Annotated in this window: 15 protein-coding genes; 10 read left to right on the forward strand and 5 right to left on the reverse strand. The window is 57.0% G+C overall.

Translation table 11 applies throughout. The annotated features are described in order from the left end of the window. A complete protein-coding gene (locus tag NUW46_RS14505) occupies positions 1-900 on the reverse strand; it encodes a LysR substrate-binding domain-containing protein (protein ID WP_418140460.1) in 900 nt (299 codons plus the stop codon). Between the two features lie 129 nt (positions 901-1,029). On the opposite strand from NUW46_RS14505, the gene NUW46_RS14510 reads away from it, so the two are divergent. Further along, positions 1,030-1,224: a hypothetical protein gene (locus tag NUW46_RS14510; protein WP_069182926.1), complete on the forward strand. Its 195-nt coding sequence runs from the start codon at positions 1,030-1,032 to the stop codon at positions 1,222-1,224. A 116-nt stretch (positions 1,225-1,340) separates the two neighbouring features. Here NUW46_RS14510 and NUW46_RS14515 read toward each other — a convergent pair whose 3' ends face one another. After that, the gene (locus NUW46_RS14515; RefSeq protein WP_418140461.1) at positions 1,341-3,023 is read right to left on the reverse strand and encodes an AMP-binding protein; all 1,683 of its coding nucleotides are present in this window, start codon (positions 3,021-3,023) and stop codon (positions 1,341-1,343) included. A 339-nt stretch (positions 3,024-3,362) separates the two neighbouring features. After that, the gene (locus NUW46_RS14520) at positions 3,363-3,791 is read right to left on the reverse strand and encodes an Lrp/AsnC family transcriptional regulator (protein WP_069182924.1); all 429 of its coding nucleotides are present in this window, start codon (positions 3,789-3,791) and stop codon (positions 3,363-3,365) included. A gap of 117 nt (positions 3,792-3,908) precedes the next feature. On the opposite strand from NUW46_RS14520, the gene NUW46_RS14525 reads away from it, so the two are divergent. After that, entirely contained in the window at positions 3,909-5,024 is a 1,116-nt protein-coding gene (locus tag NUW46_RS14525) for an arginine N-succinyltransferase (RefSeq protein ID WP_418140462.1), read from the forward strand. Beyond that, positions 5,014-5,820 (forward strand): DUF1338 domain-containing protein, encoded by an 807-nt coding sequence (locus NUW46_RS14530; protein ID WP_418140463.1) that lies wholly within the window; start codon positions 5,014-5,016, stop codon positions 5,818-5,820. Before NUW46_RS14525 ends, NUW46_RS14530 begins: the two co-directional genes overlap by 11 nt. A gap of 22 nt (positions 5,821-5,842) precedes the next feature. Here NUW46_RS14530 and NUW46_RS14535 read toward each other — a convergent pair whose 3' ends face one another. After that, positions 5,843-6,499 carry a protein-L-isoaspartate(D-aspartate) O-methyltransferase gene (locus NUW46_RS14535; protein WP_418140464.1) on the reverse strand — a complete coding sequence of 219 codons (657 nt, stop codon included), beginning with the start codon at positions 6,497-6,499 and terminating at the stop codon, positions 5,843-5,845. Between the two features lie 191 nt (positions 6,500-6,690). On the opposite strand from NUW46_RS14535, the gene NUW46_RS14540 reads away from it, so the two are divergent. Further along, a complete protein-coding gene (locus tag NUW46_RS14540) occupies positions 6,691-7,356 on the forward strand; it encodes a hypothetical protein (RefSeq protein ID WP_069182920.1) in 666 nt (221 codons plus the stop codon). Positions 7,357-7,371: 15 nt separating this feature from the next. Here the strand turns inward: NUW46_RS14540 and NUW46_RS14545 are convergent, their stop codons facing one another. Continuing rightward, positions 7,372-8,148: a TSUP family transporter gene (locus NUW46_RS14545; protein ID WP_136629403.1), complete on the reverse strand. Its 777-nt coding sequence runs from the start codon at positions 8,146-8,148 to the stop codon at positions 7,372-7,374. A 96-nt stretch (positions 8,149-8,244) separates the two neighbouring features. Between NUW46_RS14545 and NUW46_RS14550 the strand changes: the two genes are divergently transcribed. The 6 genes from NUW46_RS14550 (at position 8,245) to NUW46_RS14575 (ending at position 14,716) form a co-directional block, all read left to right on the forward strand. Beyond that, positions 8,245-10,122, forward strand: coding sequence for a methyl-accepting chemotaxis protein (locus NUW46_RS14550; RefSeq protein WP_418140465.1), 1,878 nt, complete (start codon positions 8,245-8,247; stop codon positions 10,120-10,122). A gap of 83 nt (positions 10,123-10,205) precedes the next feature. Beyond that, on the forward strand, positions 10,206-11,267 hold the full coding sequence (locus NUW46_RS14555; protein WP_418140466.1) for a PA0069 family radical SAM protein: 1,062 nt from the start codon (positions 10,206-10,208) through the stop codon (positions 11,265-11,267). Between the two features lie 66 nt (positions 11,268-11,333). Continuing rightward, positions 11,334-13,022 (forward strand): L,D-transpeptidase family protein, encoded by a 1,689-nt coding sequence (locus tag NUW46_RS14560; protein ID WP_418140467.1) that lies wholly within the window; start codon positions 11,334-11,336, stop codon positions 13,020-13,022. 32 nt (positions 13,023-13,054) lie between these two features. Beyond that, complete coding sequence (locus NUW46_RS14565; protein WP_418140468.1) at positions 13,055-13,507, forward strand: hypothetical protein; 453 nt, start codon at positions 13,055-13,057, stop codon at positions 13,505-13,507. Beyond that, positions 13,494-14,429, forward strand: a complete 936-nt coding sequence (locus tag NUW46_RS14570; protein ID WP_418140469.1) for an alpha/beta fold hydrolase — start codon at positions 13,494-13,496, stop codon at positions 14,427-14,429. Before NUW46_RS14565 ends, NUW46_RS14570 begins: the two co-directional genes overlap by 14 nt. Next, positions 14,426-14,716, forward strand: a complete 291-nt coding sequence (locus NUW46_RS14575; RefSeq protein ID WP_418140470.1) for a SelT/SelW/SelH family protein — start codon at positions 14,426-14,428, stop codon at positions 14,714-14,716. The genes NUW46_RS14570 and NUW46_RS14575 overlap by 4 nt, the downstream gene beginning before the upstream one ends. The last annotated feature ends 53 nt before the right edge of the window (positions 14,717-14,769 follow it).

The following is a 14,769-nucleotide window of genomic DNA, read 5'->3' on the forward strand; positions in this document are numbered from 1 at the left end:
CTAGAAACTCGAAGAAATCTCCAGTTGGGACTCCAGAGCCTGAAGTCGTTCAACCAGGTATTCCATGACGATGCGAACCCGGGCCATTTGCTGGGTGTCCTGATTGACATGCAGCCACAGATCAACACTTTCACCTTCCAGCGGGTCCGACAAGCGGCGCAGTTCGCGGGTGCTCTCCCCCAGATAGCAGGGCAGAACCGCCAGCCCGGCACCAGCTTTCGCCAGAGCATGCATGGATTGCAAGCTGTTGCAGCGAATGAAAGAAGTGACATTCTTCAGGTGCTTCCTGTACCACCGGCCAGTGGCCAGATGGCTGAAGGTTTCATCCGGCAGGATCCAGAGGCAACCTTCCGGGTGATTCTCGATGTCCATGTTGCGGTGACGCCGGCAATAACGCGCAGACCCGTAAACGGCAGACTCGATGGCCGCAATCCGCTCGCCTTCGAGCGTTGCCTGGGGCTTGTTTTCCGATCGCAGTGTGAGGTCGGCTTCGCGATGACTCAGATTGGCCACATCGTTGTCGGTCAGTGTTTCCAGTTCTATGTCCGGAAACTCGCGCACCAGCTCGGCGAGGATCGGGCTGAGCAATGCATTCATCATTGCGTCTTCGGCCGCCAGCCTCACTTTGCCGACCGGCGCTGAATCCTGACCAACCAGTTTACGCTCGAGATTTTCCATCTCGATGGCCAGCCGCTCGGCCTCCCTAAACGCGGTTTCGCCCACCGGCGTCAGATGCAATCCATCCCGGCTACGTTCAAAAAACTGCACCCCCATCGACTCTTCCATCTGATCGAGTCGACGCAAAACTGTGGTTTGGTGCACACCCAGTAGTTCTCCGGCTTTGGCAAGTGTTCCACCTATTGCCAGAGCCCTTATATATCGAAGATAATCCCAGTCCATAGCTACTGCATATTTGCAACGTGAGTAGGGATTTTAACGTATTTGAGCTGCAAATAAGAACCCTTAAAATCGTCTGTAAATTAAAGGTAGATCGCTAATCAATTCACCAGAAATAAGGAGGAAGGCGCTATGACTCAGAACCATATCGCAACCGTAAACCCGCTGCCGTCCAGTATCCTCCACAACAGTGCTGAGGTCAGGCGCCAGTATACCCGTGCTGCAGCAAAGCAGGCGGTACAGTTTGTCAGTCGTAAGATGCGGAACTTTAACCGGAAAGCAGCGAACGTTGCTCCGGACATGAGCCAGATGCAGGGCGGCCACTAAACGGCAGCTGAGTCTGGCATGAGCGGGGAGATCGCTCAGGCTGAGAACAGATAGAACATAAGGATTTGAAAACGCCGGTGGTACCCTTGGGGCCACCGGCGTTTTGCGTTAGCGGATCAGAATTCCCAGACGACTTTACTCTTCTGGCTGAACCAGTCGTCCATCTTCTGGTTGTAGAAGTCCTCAATCACGTTCCGCTTGATCTTCATGGTCGGCGTTAGCATGCCATTTTCCATGGTCCAGGGCTCCCGGACCACAACCACAAAGGCGACCTTCTCGTGGGACTCGCACTCCGCGTTCACCGCGTCCAGCTCGGCCGCCAGTTCCTGCTCCAGCTCACCGCGATCAGCGCCGGTTTCCAGTTCATCCCGGGCTTCCTCGGAAAGCAGGACCATCAGGCAAGGCTGAGGCTGGTTCGCGCCAGCGACACAGACCACCTCGGCCTTGGGATGATTGAAGCGGTTCTCGATGGGCACCGGAACCACGTACTTGCCCTTGGACGTTTTGAACAGATCCTTTACCCGGCCAGTGATCCGGAGGGTACCGTCCCGGTCAATTTCGCCCATATCGCCGGTTTTCAGGAAGCCGTCGTCAGTAAGGTCCTCTTTGGTTTTCTCTTCATTCTTGTAATAACCCAGCATCTGCCCCGGGCTTTTCACCTGCACCTCGCCACCCTCGCCGATACGGTGTTCCACTCCAGGGTTAGCCATCCCCACAGAGCCAGCACGGGCCTGCCCGGGCCGGTTGGCATGGGAATACCCGAAGTTTTCCGACATTCCGTACACTTCCAACAGCTCCAGCCCGAGATTGCGATACCAGTTGACGATATCCGCTGACAGCGGCGCCGCGCCGGTAAGGGCTGCCCGGCAATAGTCCAGTCCCAGCTGTTTCAGAACCTTCTTTTTGACCAGACCGCTGATAATGGGCAGGTTGAAGAGCAGCTTCTGCTTCTTCGGTGGCAATTTGGCGTTAACACCCAGATAGAACTTCATCCACAGGCGAGGTACCGAGAAAAACAGCGTCGGCCTTGCCCGCTGCAGGTCTTCCTGGAAGGTATCCAGGGAATTCGCAAAGTAGAGATGGAATCCGTAATAGAGGGACTGCGTTTCAACCGCTGCGCGCTCCGCCACATGAGCCAGGGGCAGATAGGACAGCATGCGTTCTTCAGAGGAAACCGGGAACAACTGCTGCAGGCCATCGGCCACTGAAATCATGGTGCGGAAACTGTGCATGACGCCTTTCGGACGGCCGGTGCTGCCCGAGGTATACACAATGGTGGCCAGGTTGTCCGGATCCGGCAATTTGGGCTCTGCCGGTTGCTGGTCGGTGATGATATCCAGCCATTTCGGGGTGTCGTCCCGTGGCGACATGGGCAGCGAAATGATCGGTAGGTCGTCCGGAATGTGGTTCTTGATATCGTTCCAGCCGTCCGCAGTGCCATCCAGTTTGCCGAGGAACAATAACTTTGCCTCACTGTGCTCAAGCACGTAAGCGGCCGTGTCACCGTTGAGCGTGGGATAGAGCGGCACGGAAACGTGGCCCGCCGCCCAGATCGCCAGGTCGGCCAGGATCCAGTGCGCACTGTTCTTGCCGAGGATACTGATATTGCTGGGCTCGGGCAGTTCCAGGCTGTTCAGGTAAGCGGCCATCCTGGACACCTGGTCGGCAGCCTGTTTCCAGGTAATATCCTCGACACGGCCATCCGGGTACGGCTGGGTAAGATAAACGTTATCGGGGGTTTCCTCTGCCCAGTAGTACAGGCAATGGAGTGAGGTCTGCTTCCGGGGATCTACCGCCATAAACGGCTCCTTTTTGTTATTTTACTTTATGTTTTGGTTTGCAATTCCTGTTCATACTAGCGTCATTTCAGACCCGCTCAATAGCATTTAGTGCCCGCACGATTGGCAAATTAATCCTCGTCTGAGAGCTGTTCCTCAAAATTTTTCGTAACATTTGTCAAGTTTGAGCTACTGTGAATAGTGTGACTCCACTTTCCGAGCAAATTGGATATGGCCATGAGCAAAGCAAAACGTTCGTTTTTGATCTTTCCCGCCTGGGGCATCATTCTTCTGGGTTCGGGTGCCTTCTTCTACAGTGCCTACGCCGGAATGCTGGGGTCCTGATCGTAGCAGGCTTTTCTAGCGTCGGAACCGGGTTTCGAGGACCACGGCAGAGTTGGTCCTCTCAACTCCTTCCAGATTGCCGATGTCATCCAGCACAGCGCTCAGCTCCTCCAGGGACTGGGCCTGCACGATGGCAATCAGGTCGTACTCTCCGCTCACCGAGAACAGCTGCGAAACCTGGCTGATCCCCTCCAGTGCGGCATTGGTCCGGCTGGTCAGTTTCTGGAAAACCTTGATCGATACATGCGCCTCCACCTGGCTGGCAGAAAACTCCCCACCCAACTGCACCGAGTAGCCGCGGATCACCCCGCTGGCCTCCAACCGGGCGATGCGATTCTGTACCGTTGACCGTGACACATGCATGGCCTTCGCCAGCTCGGTAATACTGGCCCGGGCATTCTGCCTCAGCAGCATCAATAGCTTCTGATCCTGAGAACTGATCATTCTGCCAAAACTCCTTATCAATTTGCCGTTATTGTAGACCATTTCGAGCGTTATGCAGCTGCAATCTGGCAGCCTCGGCTTTCATACTGAGCCTAAACAATGCTCAGGATCCTCGCCATGATAATTCGACCAATCGCCCCCAGGGATCTCGATGCCCTGGAACAGATCGCCACTGAATCCGGCCCTGGCTTCACCTCGCTGATGCCGGATCGCGATGCCCTGAGTCGAAAGATCGATCACTCGGTGGAAAGCTTCGCCCGAACGGTAACGAAGCCAGGCGATGAACATTATCTTTTCGTGCTGGAGGACAGCACGACCGGCGATATTATGGGCACCACCGGAATTGAAGCCGCCGCTGGCGTCAACCGCCCTCTCGTCCATTTCCGTCGCAATGCCGTTATTCATCACGCAGAAGATCGACAGAAACGTCAGATTGAGGAAAGCCTGACCCGTTGCCAGCACTACACCGGTTGCACCGAGGTCTGTTCGCTGTACCTTCGGCCTGAATTTCGACGGGCCAATGCCGGCAAACTGCTCTCCAGGGTGCGTTTTCTCTTCATGGCCCTGCACCCGGAGCGGTTCGCAGACACCGTGATCGCAGAAATGCGAGGTGTTTCAGATGCTTCTGGCCAATCTCCGTTCTGGGACTGGCTCAGGCACCAGGTGGCGGATCTGGATTTCATGTCTGCAACACAGCTGGCCTGCTGCGGCCAGAGCGGCTTCATTGACCGCTTCATCCCCTCCACACCCTTGTATCTAAGGCAGATGACCAGTGAAGCCATCGCGGCTATCGGCCAGGTGCACGAGGATACCCGTGCGGCACGGCATATGCTGGAACGCGAAGGCTTTCGCCACCGGGGGTTCGTGGATCTTCTGGACGGCGGACCGACCCTGGAGTGCCGCAGGTCAGACATTGCCAGCGTGCGGGAAACCTTCCTGGCAAACACCGTGACCGGGCAACAGGATCCGGCGGACAATTCGGGAGGAACCGGTAAATCCGCTATAGTTGCCAACGCCAGTTGTTCAGAATTCAGGGCTACGGTGACCGATCAGGTCTGGCCTGCCACATACAGCAATGACCTTGTGGTGGAACCGCAAATCGCAAATCAACTGGACCTTGGCGACGGCAGTCTGGTGTGCTGCCTGCCCCTGGGCCAGACCAGCAAGCAGTCACAGAAGCGCCAACCGCCCCGTCACAAACAGGCTAATGAGGAGATTCGCTATGCATACTGATCCGGACACCCTGTTCGAGAGGCTATGGGAGTCCTATCGGCAGGTGACCCCCTCTGCCGAACGTATACATAAAACCCTGGGCGCCGAAGAGGGGCAGGCCATCGTCAACGATCATATTGCGCTTCGCACCTTCAATCTGGATCCGGTGCGCCTGGACGCCCTGGCCGAGCACTTTCTCAGCCTCGGCTACCGTCAGGGCGGTGAATACCATTTCGAGGCGAAGAAACTCTATGCCAGGCATTATGAGCACCCCTCCCTGGAGCTTCCCAAGGTGTTCATCTCCGAGCTGCTGGTGGAGCAATGTTCGCCGGAATTACAGTCTGTGGTGAAGCGGCTTGTTGAACAGGTAAGGCCGGAAGCGGTTGCCGCCGATGATTTCCTGTATTCGGGGCGCCACTGGCAAGTCGATTACAACACGTACCGCGAGTTGATGAAGGAAAGCGAATACGCCGCCTGGATGGCCGCCTGGGGCTATCGCGCCAACCATTTCACGGTCAGCATCAACCATCTGGACCAGTTCCGCTCGGTGCCGGAAATCAACCAGTTGCTGAAAGCTCACGGCTACAAGGTAAATGCATCTGGCGGGGAGGTGAAGGGCTCGCCGGAAGACCTGCTCGAGCAATCATCAACCATGGCTGACCGTGTACCAGTGGCGTTTGCCGACCAGACAGTGACCATACCCAGCTGTTTCTACGAGTTTGCCCTGCGTTATCCGAAACCGGACGGCCAGCTCTACTCGGGTTTCGTGGCAGCATCCGCCGACAAGATCTTCGAAAGCACAAACGCCGGCAGCTGATTCAGCACGTCAGATCTGAAAGTCAAGACCACCCCTGCTCGCCGAGCAGGGGGACAAACCGCACCGCGCCCAGGTTATCGGTCCGGAATTCATCCTCTGCCAGGCGGGTAACGCGCATTAGTGTCTGCACGGAATGCTCCGAGCCCACCGGAATGACCAGGTGCCCGCCAACTGCAAGCTGATGCTTTAACGAATCGGGCACAGCTGGCGCGCCCGCAGCCACGACGATACCGTCGTAAGGCTGGTGCTCCGGCCAACCCATGGTGCCGTCGCCACAGCAAACCTCGACATTGTCAAACCCCTCGGCCGCAAGCGCACGGGCAGCGCGATCGGCCAGTTCCTCTACCCGTTCAATACTGAACACTTCACCGGCAATGCACCCTAGAACCGCGGCGGCATACCCGGAGCCGGTACCTATGTCGAGAACCCTTTCCCCGCCCTCCAGGTCCAGGGCTTCTGTCATTAACGCCACGATATAAGGCTGAGAAATTGTCTGCCCGGCCCCGATAGGCAGGGGGCTGTCATCGTAGGCGCAGTCCCGCATGCGCTCGGGAACGAAGCGTTCACGCGCAACCCGGCCCATGGCCTCGAGCACCAGCGGCGATTCGATTCCCCGGGCACGAAGCTGATAATCCACCATGGAAGCTCTGCGCGATTCGAAGCCATTATCCCGATTCATTGTCTTGATCCCTTCCCGTGGTCTGGCTGATTACCGGAAGTTACAAAGCAGTAACTTTTTTACAACGGCGCACCCAACATTATCTGACTACTTTTTAGTCACCGGCAATGACAGATACAACTACCGAACGCCAAAAACAACAAACGTGCAACGGGAAGGAACACCGGGAACCCCGTTGTCGAGGAGGAGAAATGTCAACATCCGTGAACCATCTTGACGAGCGCACGCGGGATTCCTCCGATTTGCTCGAAGAGATCATGCCCTCAGCCATCACCCTTGCCATGATGCTTCGCCACCGGAAAATGGCGGCCTGGCTGCGTACCGAATTTGACGGCTACCAGGATGTTGCAGCCGCACCGCCCTACCGGCGTGGTTTGCACGGACACATTGTTGCCAAATCTCCCCAATACGGCTGGATTCCTGCACCGGTAGATGATCAGCAAAAAGAGGAATTCGGTTACATGGACCTGCCCGAGGGGGTAAAAGCCCTCGAGAAAATCTGCGTGAACTGCAAAAAGGGCAACGGCAACCGGGTGCTGCTGGAAAAAGACGAGATGGCGGTGCTGCAGAAGCAGATCAATCTGACGGCCGAACTGGCCATCAATCTGAGCCGCGACGCCTATTGCCGGCTGCTGAGAACCGTTCGCGCCGCGATCTACCTCTGGACCCAGGACCTCATGGCCGAGGGTATTGCCGGAGAACACAATCACTACAGCCCGGATGAGCGGGCTAAAGTGGCCCACCTGGATGAACCCGAGAAATTCTGGCGACGGGCCATGGAGGAAGTCGACAACCTCCCGATTCCGGACGTACGAGAGGTTGGGTTCTTCGAGAGAGTGTTCGGACGCGCGGGCTGAAGCCCGCCACTCCGCTTACCACAAGACGCTGACAATCCCGATGCTGCTCACCAGCAGCAGCACCGTACCCAACAACCGGAAGAAGACCGGAGTCTCGGCCCGGAGAATCCGGTCGTGAGCATAAAGCCCTATGACATGGCCCACCGCGGCACAGGGCAGCAGCCAGAGGTGGTGGATAAGCTGAAGATCGACGCCGGCCCACACGAAAGCGGCCATTTTGATCAGCACCAGAATAAACCACAGGGCAAACAAGGTATCCCTGAGTTTCTCTTTGGGCAAATGCTGGGCTGCCACGGCTATGATCAGGGGGGCGCCGATCAGGGATGTGCCGCTGATGTAGCCCCCCACCATCAGGAATATCGCATCCACCGTTTTGCTGCCACTGCGGAAGGGCCGGTTAACGATGTAGGAGACCGAATAAAGCGCCACGATCACGAATATGATGGCGCTGAGAATGTCGGACGGCATAGTAATCAGGCCAAACACGCCAATCAGCTTGGGCACGATCATGATGCCGAGAATTCGCCAGAGGTATTGCCAGTCGACGGTTCCCGTTCCCGCCTGACGTTGCTCACCCGACCCTCTGCGGTTGTTCATCCAGATGGTCAGGGAAGAAAACACAAGAAGATGAACCGCAATGATCGGCAAGAAGACCAACGGTTGATCCAGAACCAGCAGCAGGAATGGCAGGGACAGAACGGCACCACCAAATCCCAGCCCGGAACGGACAAAACCACTCCAGACGAAAATCAGTGCAATCAGGAGATATTGGTAAATTGCGAGATCAGACATGGATTCCCGGTTGTCGTCAAAAGGGCCGTCATTTGTCCGGAACTGGTCTAAACTCAGCTATTTGCGAAGAAAAATAACATTGTCCGGAGGATGAGAATGGCCCTGTCATGGAAGCAGAAGTTCCTGTTGTTGATTGTTGCCACACTGATTGGCCTGGCCATTGCCACACTGGCATCACTGAGCGGTCTTGGCAGAGTATCGGACGCATACGAGGCCCAAAGCGAAGCGAGAGCCTACGAATCAGCATCCCTCACCCTGCTGAACGACTGGCTGGGTCTCGAGAGAATGAGCGAAAGCCTGGAGCCAAACCAGGTTGAAACCTATCAGCAGCGGCTGGCGTCACTGGCCACCCAGTCATCGGCACTCAATGAATCAGCGCAAACCCTCCCGGGCGACGCTGTAAAGACCACGGCACAACAAATCCACAAACAGGTTGCGGAGTATACCCGACTTCGCACGCAATGGCTGGCCCTGAGCCAACAACTCGGGCTCACGCCGTCGGATGGGCTGAGAGCAACGATGTCCAATGCGATTGATGAGAGGCTCCGGCAAATCAGCATCTCGATCTTCAACGACGAAATCAACACCATCGCCTCTACCTACCGCGATTACCTGGCAACCTTCGACGGGACCTACGCCCAGACCACACGGGAAGCATTGGAGCGGATGCAGGCCACGGTCACAGAAATGGATTGGCAGGAAATCGACATTGGCAAGGCGGTACAGGCCTTCGACGATGCCTTTTCCGACGCCGAGACGCTGATCGCGAATCTATCCGCCATCGAGAACCAGCTCGCGGGCGCCGGCACTCAAATCAGGGACCTGATCTCGGAACAGAACACCCTGCTCCGCCGGGAGATCATTGTCGCAACGAGCGAACAGGCTGACGCAGCCAGGACAGCCTCAACATGGCTCATCGTTGCAACCGCCGCAGCGGTCGTCATCATCCTCGTACTCACACTCACGACGGCCTCCAGCACCCTGGTCAGGCGGCTCAATGAAACCGTAAACCTGCTGACCCGGGTTGCTGGCGGGGACCTCAGCCAACGCCTCGAGCCGGGCCGCAATCCGAATGATGAATTCAACCGCCTTGGCCAGGCGGCCAACAAAATGCTGGACGATGTCTCGGATGTTATCGGCCAGGTCGTCGAGGGTAATCGGACGCTGTCAGTGCTTCAGACCGAACTGAACGCACTGATCGATCAGATGGGAAAAAACGGCGAACAGGTCGAAGATGAGACCGAGCAAACGGCGACGGCGGTTCAGGAGATCTCCCACACCGCAGTGGATATTGCCCAGTACACCCAATCGGTCAATGACGCCGTTCAGAGTGCCAATGGGGCCGCCCATTCCGGTGCCGAGGTGGTCAGGCGCAGCGCCAAAACCATGACCGAACTTGCCGAGCGGATTCAGAAAACCCACGATCAGGTAAGCCAGCTGAGCAAAACCGGAGAGAAGGTCAATTCCATCGTCGGCGTCATTAACGGTCTCGCTGAGCAAACCAACCTGCTGGCTCTCAATGCCGCTATCGAGGCCGCAAGAGCCGGCGAGGCCGGACGAGGCTTTTCTGTTGTGGCAGACGAAGTTCGATCCCTGGCAGAAAAAACCGTGTCTGCCACTAATGGCATCGCCGACATCGTGGAGTCACTGAACCGTGAAACCCAGGCGATTTCCGGACTAATGAAAGAGGGCCTCAAGTCCGCCGGCGAGGGTGAGGAAAGTTCAAAAGAGGCGGCTCATTCGATCGAACAGATCACCAGCTCCATCCAACAACTGGCGGGGGATATGAACCAGGTGGTGTCGTCGGTTGAGGGGATATCAACCACCACCGAGGAAATCGCCCAGAAAGTTGAGCAGATTCACGGCCACACCCGAGAAACCGCGGATATCCGCCAAAAGCTCAACGCCCACATCGAGCGACTGTCGTCCCAGGTAACGGCCTTGACCCAGGCCTCCCAGGGCTTTCGGCTCTGACTCGCTGAAACAGCGGTTGCGCGGGCGGTTTACAGAGGTTAGCATACCCGATACTGTACATTTAAACAGTATCGGGTATGCCCATGAAAACTCGCGCCACCGCCCTGAATCCCCACAACCGTTTCCAGCCCATTGTTACTGACCGAGAGGTCGACCCCGACTGGTATAACGATCCCGAGGACGACCTCAATCCCGATACCCTGGCCACTGAAGTCATTCAGGAAACCGCAAGATCCATCATCAGCCGCAATTCCTCCCCGGATGTGCCTTTTGATCAGTCCATAAACCCCTATCGCGGCTGCGAGCACGCGTGTATTTACTGCTTTGCCCGCCCTACCCATGCGTACTGGGACATGTCACCAGGGCTGGATTTCGAGACCCGGCTGATCGCCAAGCCGAACGCTGCCGCGCAGCTGCGAGAAGAATTGGACAGGCCCGGCTACCGGGTTTCGCCGATTGCCCTGGGCGTCAATACCGATGCCTACCAGCCCCTTGAACGGGATCAGAAAATCACCCGCCAGGTGCTGGAAGTTCTTGCCGAGTACCGCCACCCGGTATCGATCATTACCAAGGGTGCTCTCATTCTCAGGGACCTTGATCTTCTCGCCAATATGGCCTCCGAGGGGCTCTGTTCTGTGCGTATCAGCCTCACCAGTCTCAGCAACGATCTGAAACGACGCATGGAGCCAAGGACAGCCGCTCCGGCCACTCGCCTGAAGATGATCAGGCAGCTCTCGGCGGCCGGCATTCCAACCGGGATTATCCTTGGACCGGTGATCCCCTTCATCAACGATCACGAAATCGAGTCCATTCTCGAAGCCGCTGCGGACGCGGGCGCTACCCGCGCCAGCTGGATTATGCTCCGATTGCCCCACGAACTGGACGAACTGTTCCAGGACTGGCTGCACCGGCATTTTCCGCAAAGGGCAGAGCATGTGATGAACCGGATGCGCGACCTGCGAGGCGGCAAGAGTTACGACGCCACCTTCGGCCGCAGGATGACCGGCACGGGCCCCTACCCGGATCTGATTCGCCAACGCTTCACCAAAAAGGCACGACGGCTTGGGCTCAACCTCCATGAAGAGGAACCGCTGCGGAAGGATCTTTTCCGGCGACCAGGTGGGGAACAAATGCCACTGTGGTAGCATCAAAGTATCGTCCCTCCGACCACCGCAATTTAATGCCTCTCAAGGATGAGGTGGAGAACATCCATGCATGGAATCAGACGTTGTTACCTCGCCCCGACCTTGTTTGCCCTGTTTGCCACCCTCTGGCAACCCAGCTGCCTGGCCGCAGACGAAGCCATTGTCTCCAGGATTGAAGCCATGGAGGCCGGTTTCCCGGTGCAGGTGCTCGGAAACAGGTTAATGGCCCATCAGGCACTGTCTGCCTTTTATGGCGCCAACGGATACCAGCGAGTATGGCAATCAGCCGAGCTTCGCCGGCAATTGATTGATTCGGTTGAACAAGCCAGCGATGACGGCCTGAACCCGGCTGACTATCACGCGGATATTCTTTCGGGGCTGACGCTCAGACCCATGAGCGATTTCTCTGAGGACCTGAGGGCCGATCTGGATCTGCTTTTCTCCGACGCCTTTCTGATGTTCAGCTCACACATGCTGGTCGGCAAGGTCAACCCACAAACGGTCCACGCAGAGTGGACGGCCAATCGGCGCCAACGCCAGATGGAATCCGTTCTGCGGGATGCGTTGGAGCGCTCGGACATCACCGGCACACTGGATTCGTTGCGGCCATCCGATCCCGCCTACCGAAAGTTGATGACTGCACGACAGGACCTGACCAGATTACTGGGCCAGCCCTGGCTGCCTCTGGCCTCTCGCCCGACCATTCGCCCCGGCGACAGCGATGAGCGGCTGAGTGAAATTCGCCGCAGACTCTCTCTGTTGGGAGAGCTTGCGCAGGAAACTGAAACCGGTACGGATCCTCTTGTCTACGATGCGGAACTTGAAGCCGCGGTGATGGGTTTCCAGGCCCGACATGGTCTTGAATCCGATGGTCTTATCGGGCGGGACACCGTAACGGCCCTTAACCTGATGCCGGTGGAACGACTGCGCCAGATTGACGCCACGCTCGAACGTTGGCGCTGGCTGCCGGAAACCCTGGGCGACACTTATGTACTGGTCAATATCGCCGGATTTGAGATGAAGATGGTCGAAAACGGGGAAGAAGTGCTGCGCAAACGGGTGATCGTGGGCCAGCCCTTCCGTCAAACCCCGGTGTTCAGCGACCGCATCCGGTATCTGGTATTCAATCCCACCTGGACCGTACCGCGCACAGTGATGATTCAGGATCAGTTGCCACAGATAGTCCGGGATCCGGACTATCTCTCCCGACTCAATATCAGCGTTTACCGGGGCTGGGGCGCTGACCGGGAAAAGCTGGATCCTCTGGACATTGACTGGTCATCACTGAGCCGGAATAACTTCCCGTACCAATTGGTGCAGGAACCCGGCCCCCAGAATGCCCTGGGGCAGGTTAAGTTCATGTTTCCGAATCAGTACGATGTTTACCTGCACGATACGCCGGGTCGCGGGCTGTTTTCCCGGGCCGAGCGATCGTTCAGTTCTGGCTGTATCCGGGTGGAGCAACCGTTCGATCTCGCAGAGCGGCTTCTGGCATCGGCGCCCGGCTGGTCCAGGGAAAAGATTGACCGGGTGGTTTCCGGGGCAGAACCGGAGACGGTCGTGCTCCCGAAACCCGTGCCTGTGCATATCCAGTACTGGACGTCGTGGGTGGATAACGAGGGACAACTGCAGTTCCGCAATGATTTGTACAACCGCGACGCCCGCCTGATCGACCAGCTCCGGAAAACCGCCGAGGGGGATACGCGCTACACTACACCGGTATCCGTCTCGAATCCGGAACGGGCGAAGCTCTGAAACAGGATACACCCATCAGTTGAGGAGAAATCATGAAACAGATTCTGCTCGTGGTTTTCGGGATACTGATACTCCAGGGCTGTCAGTCGCTGCCCGCCGGCCAGGACGGGATTGAGGCCGACACTGTCTTCGTCAGCGCCAGTCATTGTCTCAACGAATACCTGGATGATCTCGAGAAGGTGCATTACGGCCCCTGTCTCAAGATCATTGCTATCAATGGCGAAGAGCCGGATGTAAGAGAGGATGGCTTTGTTGAGCTACCGGTAGCCACAGCGCTGACCATCGGCGTGAGCTGTGTATATCGCCACGCCGACGGCTCGCCAATTCCGGCAACCATGGAAAATTCGGACTTCTCCGTGAGCGAAACCACATTCGCAGAACCCGGCCAGCGTTGGTATCTTCACGCCCACAAACAGGCCCGAGGCGTCGTCGGCTGCGCCCCTACCCTGTCCCGCTCGGTCTATCCAACACATGAAACGGACTAACGCCGCTGGCCAGTGGGATCGGGTTCTGACGCTCAGAGATGGCAGGATTTTGGCCTACACAGACCTTGGCGACCCTCTTGGCTACCCGATTGTCTTTGGTCACGGCATGCCGGGCAGCCGTCTCGAGGGCCGCTTCTTTCACGACAAAGCCCGGGAGCACGGATTTCGCATCCTGAGCCCGGACCGTCCCGGTATCGGCAACTCAGATTTCCAACCCGGGCGCAAACTTCTCGATTACCCGGACGATATCGAACAGCTTGCCGATTCACTGGAGCTTGCCCACTTCTGTCATATCGGCTGGTCCAGCGGCGGTTCGCGGACCCTGGCTTGCTGTTACAGACTGCCGGGTAGGGTTGATCTCGGTGTCTGCCTTTCCGGTCTCACACATTTTGCTGAATATCCGGGCTCCGGCGGACTGCTTCAGGCCACACGATGGCCAGGCCCGCAGCTGGTCCGGCTCAGCCCCCGACTGACCCGACTGGCTGTCACCTTGATGGTCTGGCTGTCCAGGCGTCACCCGGGGCTGTATCTCAAAGGTGCCGAGGAAATGACCAGCAGACGTGATCGCAAGCTCTTGCAGGCGTTAATTAACGAGGGAGAATTCCGGAGAGATCAGCTCATGTGTCTTAACAGTGGTGGACGAGCCATTACCACCGATTTGCTGACAGAGCTTGGAAACTGGGGATTCAGCCTTCGTGATGTCCGGACCCCGGTACTCATCTACCAGGGCGAAGAGGATCCTTTCGTACCCATGGACTATGCTCTCCATCTCACCAAAAACCTACCTGCCGGGGAACTGAGCACAATGCCCGGGCTCGGGCATCTTTACCCCCTATCCCGGGAATTTCAGGATCAGCTTTTTCAACGTCTCAAGCTGCAACTGGGCAGCGAGAAGAGAAAGGAGTTACACGCATCATCATGACCAACAAAATTGATATCCATTACTGCACGGGTTGCCGCTGGCTTTTGCGCTCGGCCTGGATGGCACAGGAGCTGCTGACAACCTTCGAAAGTGAAATCAATGAGCTCAGCCTGCATCCCGGCACTGGCGGGGTTTTCGAGGTATGGATCAATGACAAGCGCATCTGGTCTCGCAAGGAGGACGGTGGCTTCCCGGAAATTACCAGACTCAAACAGCTGGTTCGGGATCAGATTGCGCCGGACCGCTCGCTTGGGCATTCGGACAAAAAATCCGCTCCCTCAGAATAATCGTTCAAAAATATTGACAGGCTGTGTCGATATTCTTCGCTTTAAGAGTCCGT

The sequence above is a fragment of the Marinobacter sp. MA genome (assembly GCF_048298425.1).
Lineage (GTDB): Bacteria > Pseudomonadota > Gammaproteobacteria > Pseudomonadales > Oleiphilaceae > Marinobacter > Marinobacter salsuginis.

What these genes read in the sequence shown, in the direction of transcription:
- NUW46_RS14565 (WP_418140468.1), top strand. Translation starts at nt 13,055, where the DNA reads ATGAAACAGATTCTGCTCGTGGTTTTCGGGATACTGATACTCCAGGGC.
- NUW46_RS14515 (WP_418140461.1), bottom strand. Translation starts at nt 3,023, where the DNA reads ATGGCGGTAGATCCCCGGAAGCAGACCTCACTCCATTGCCTGTACTAC.
- NUW46_RS14575 (WP_418140470.1), top strand. Translation starts at nt 14,426, where the DNA reads ATGACCAACAAAATTGATATCCATTACTGCACGGGTTGCCGCTGGCTT.
- NUW46_RS14570 (WP_418140469.1), top strand. Translation starts at nt 13,494, where the DNA reads ATGAAACGGACTAACGCCGCTGGCCAGTGGGATCGGGTTCTGACGCTC.
- NUW46_RS14560 (WP_418140467.1), top strand. Translation starts at nt 11,334, where the DNA reads ATGCATGGAATCAGACGTTGTTACCTCGCCCCGACCTTGTTTGCCCTG.
- NUW46_RS14545 (WP_136629403.1), bottom strand. Translation starts at nt 8,148, where the DNA reads ATGTCTGATCTCGCAATTTACCAATATCTCCTGATTGCACTGATTTTC.
- NUW46_RS14535 (WP_418140464.1), bottom strand. Translation starts at nt 6,499, where the DNA reads ATGAATCGGGATAATGGCTTCGAATCGCGCAGAGCTTCCATGGTGGAT.
- NUW46_RS14510 (WP_069182926.1), top strand. Translation starts at nt 1,030, where the DNA reads ATGACTCAGAACCATATCGCAACCGTAAACCCGCTGCCGTCCAGTATC.
- NUW46_RS14555 (WP_418140466.1), top strand. Translation starts at nt 10,206, where the DNA reads ATGAAAACTCGCGCCACCGCCCTGAATCCCCACAACCGTTTCCAGCCC.
- NUW46_RS14525 (WP_418140462.1), top strand. Translation starts at nt 3,909, where the DNA reads ATGATAATTCGACCAATCGCCCCCAGGGATCTCGATGCCCTGGAACAG.
- NUW46_RS14505 (WP_418140460.1), bottom strand. Translation starts at nt 900, where the DNA reads ATGGACTGGGATTATCTTCGATATATAAGGGCTCTGGCAATAGGTGGA.
- NUW46_RS14550 (WP_418140465.1), top strand. Translation starts at nt 8,245, where the DNA reads ATGGCCCTGTCATGGAAGCAGAAGTTCCTGTTGTTGATTGTTGCCACA.
- NUW46_RS14530 (WP_418140463.1), top strand. Translation starts at nt 5,014, where the DNA reads ATGCATACTGATCCGGACACCCTGTTCGAGAGGCTATGGGAGTCCTAT.
- NUW46_RS14540 (WP_069182920.1), top strand. Translation starts at nt 6,691, where the DNA reads ATGTCAACATCCGTGAACCATCTTGACGAGCGCACGCGGGATTCCTCC.
- NUW46_RS14520 (WP_069182924.1), bottom strand. Translation starts at nt 3,791, where the DNA reads ATGATCAGTTCTCAGGATCAGAAGCTATTGATGCTGCTGAGGCAGAAT.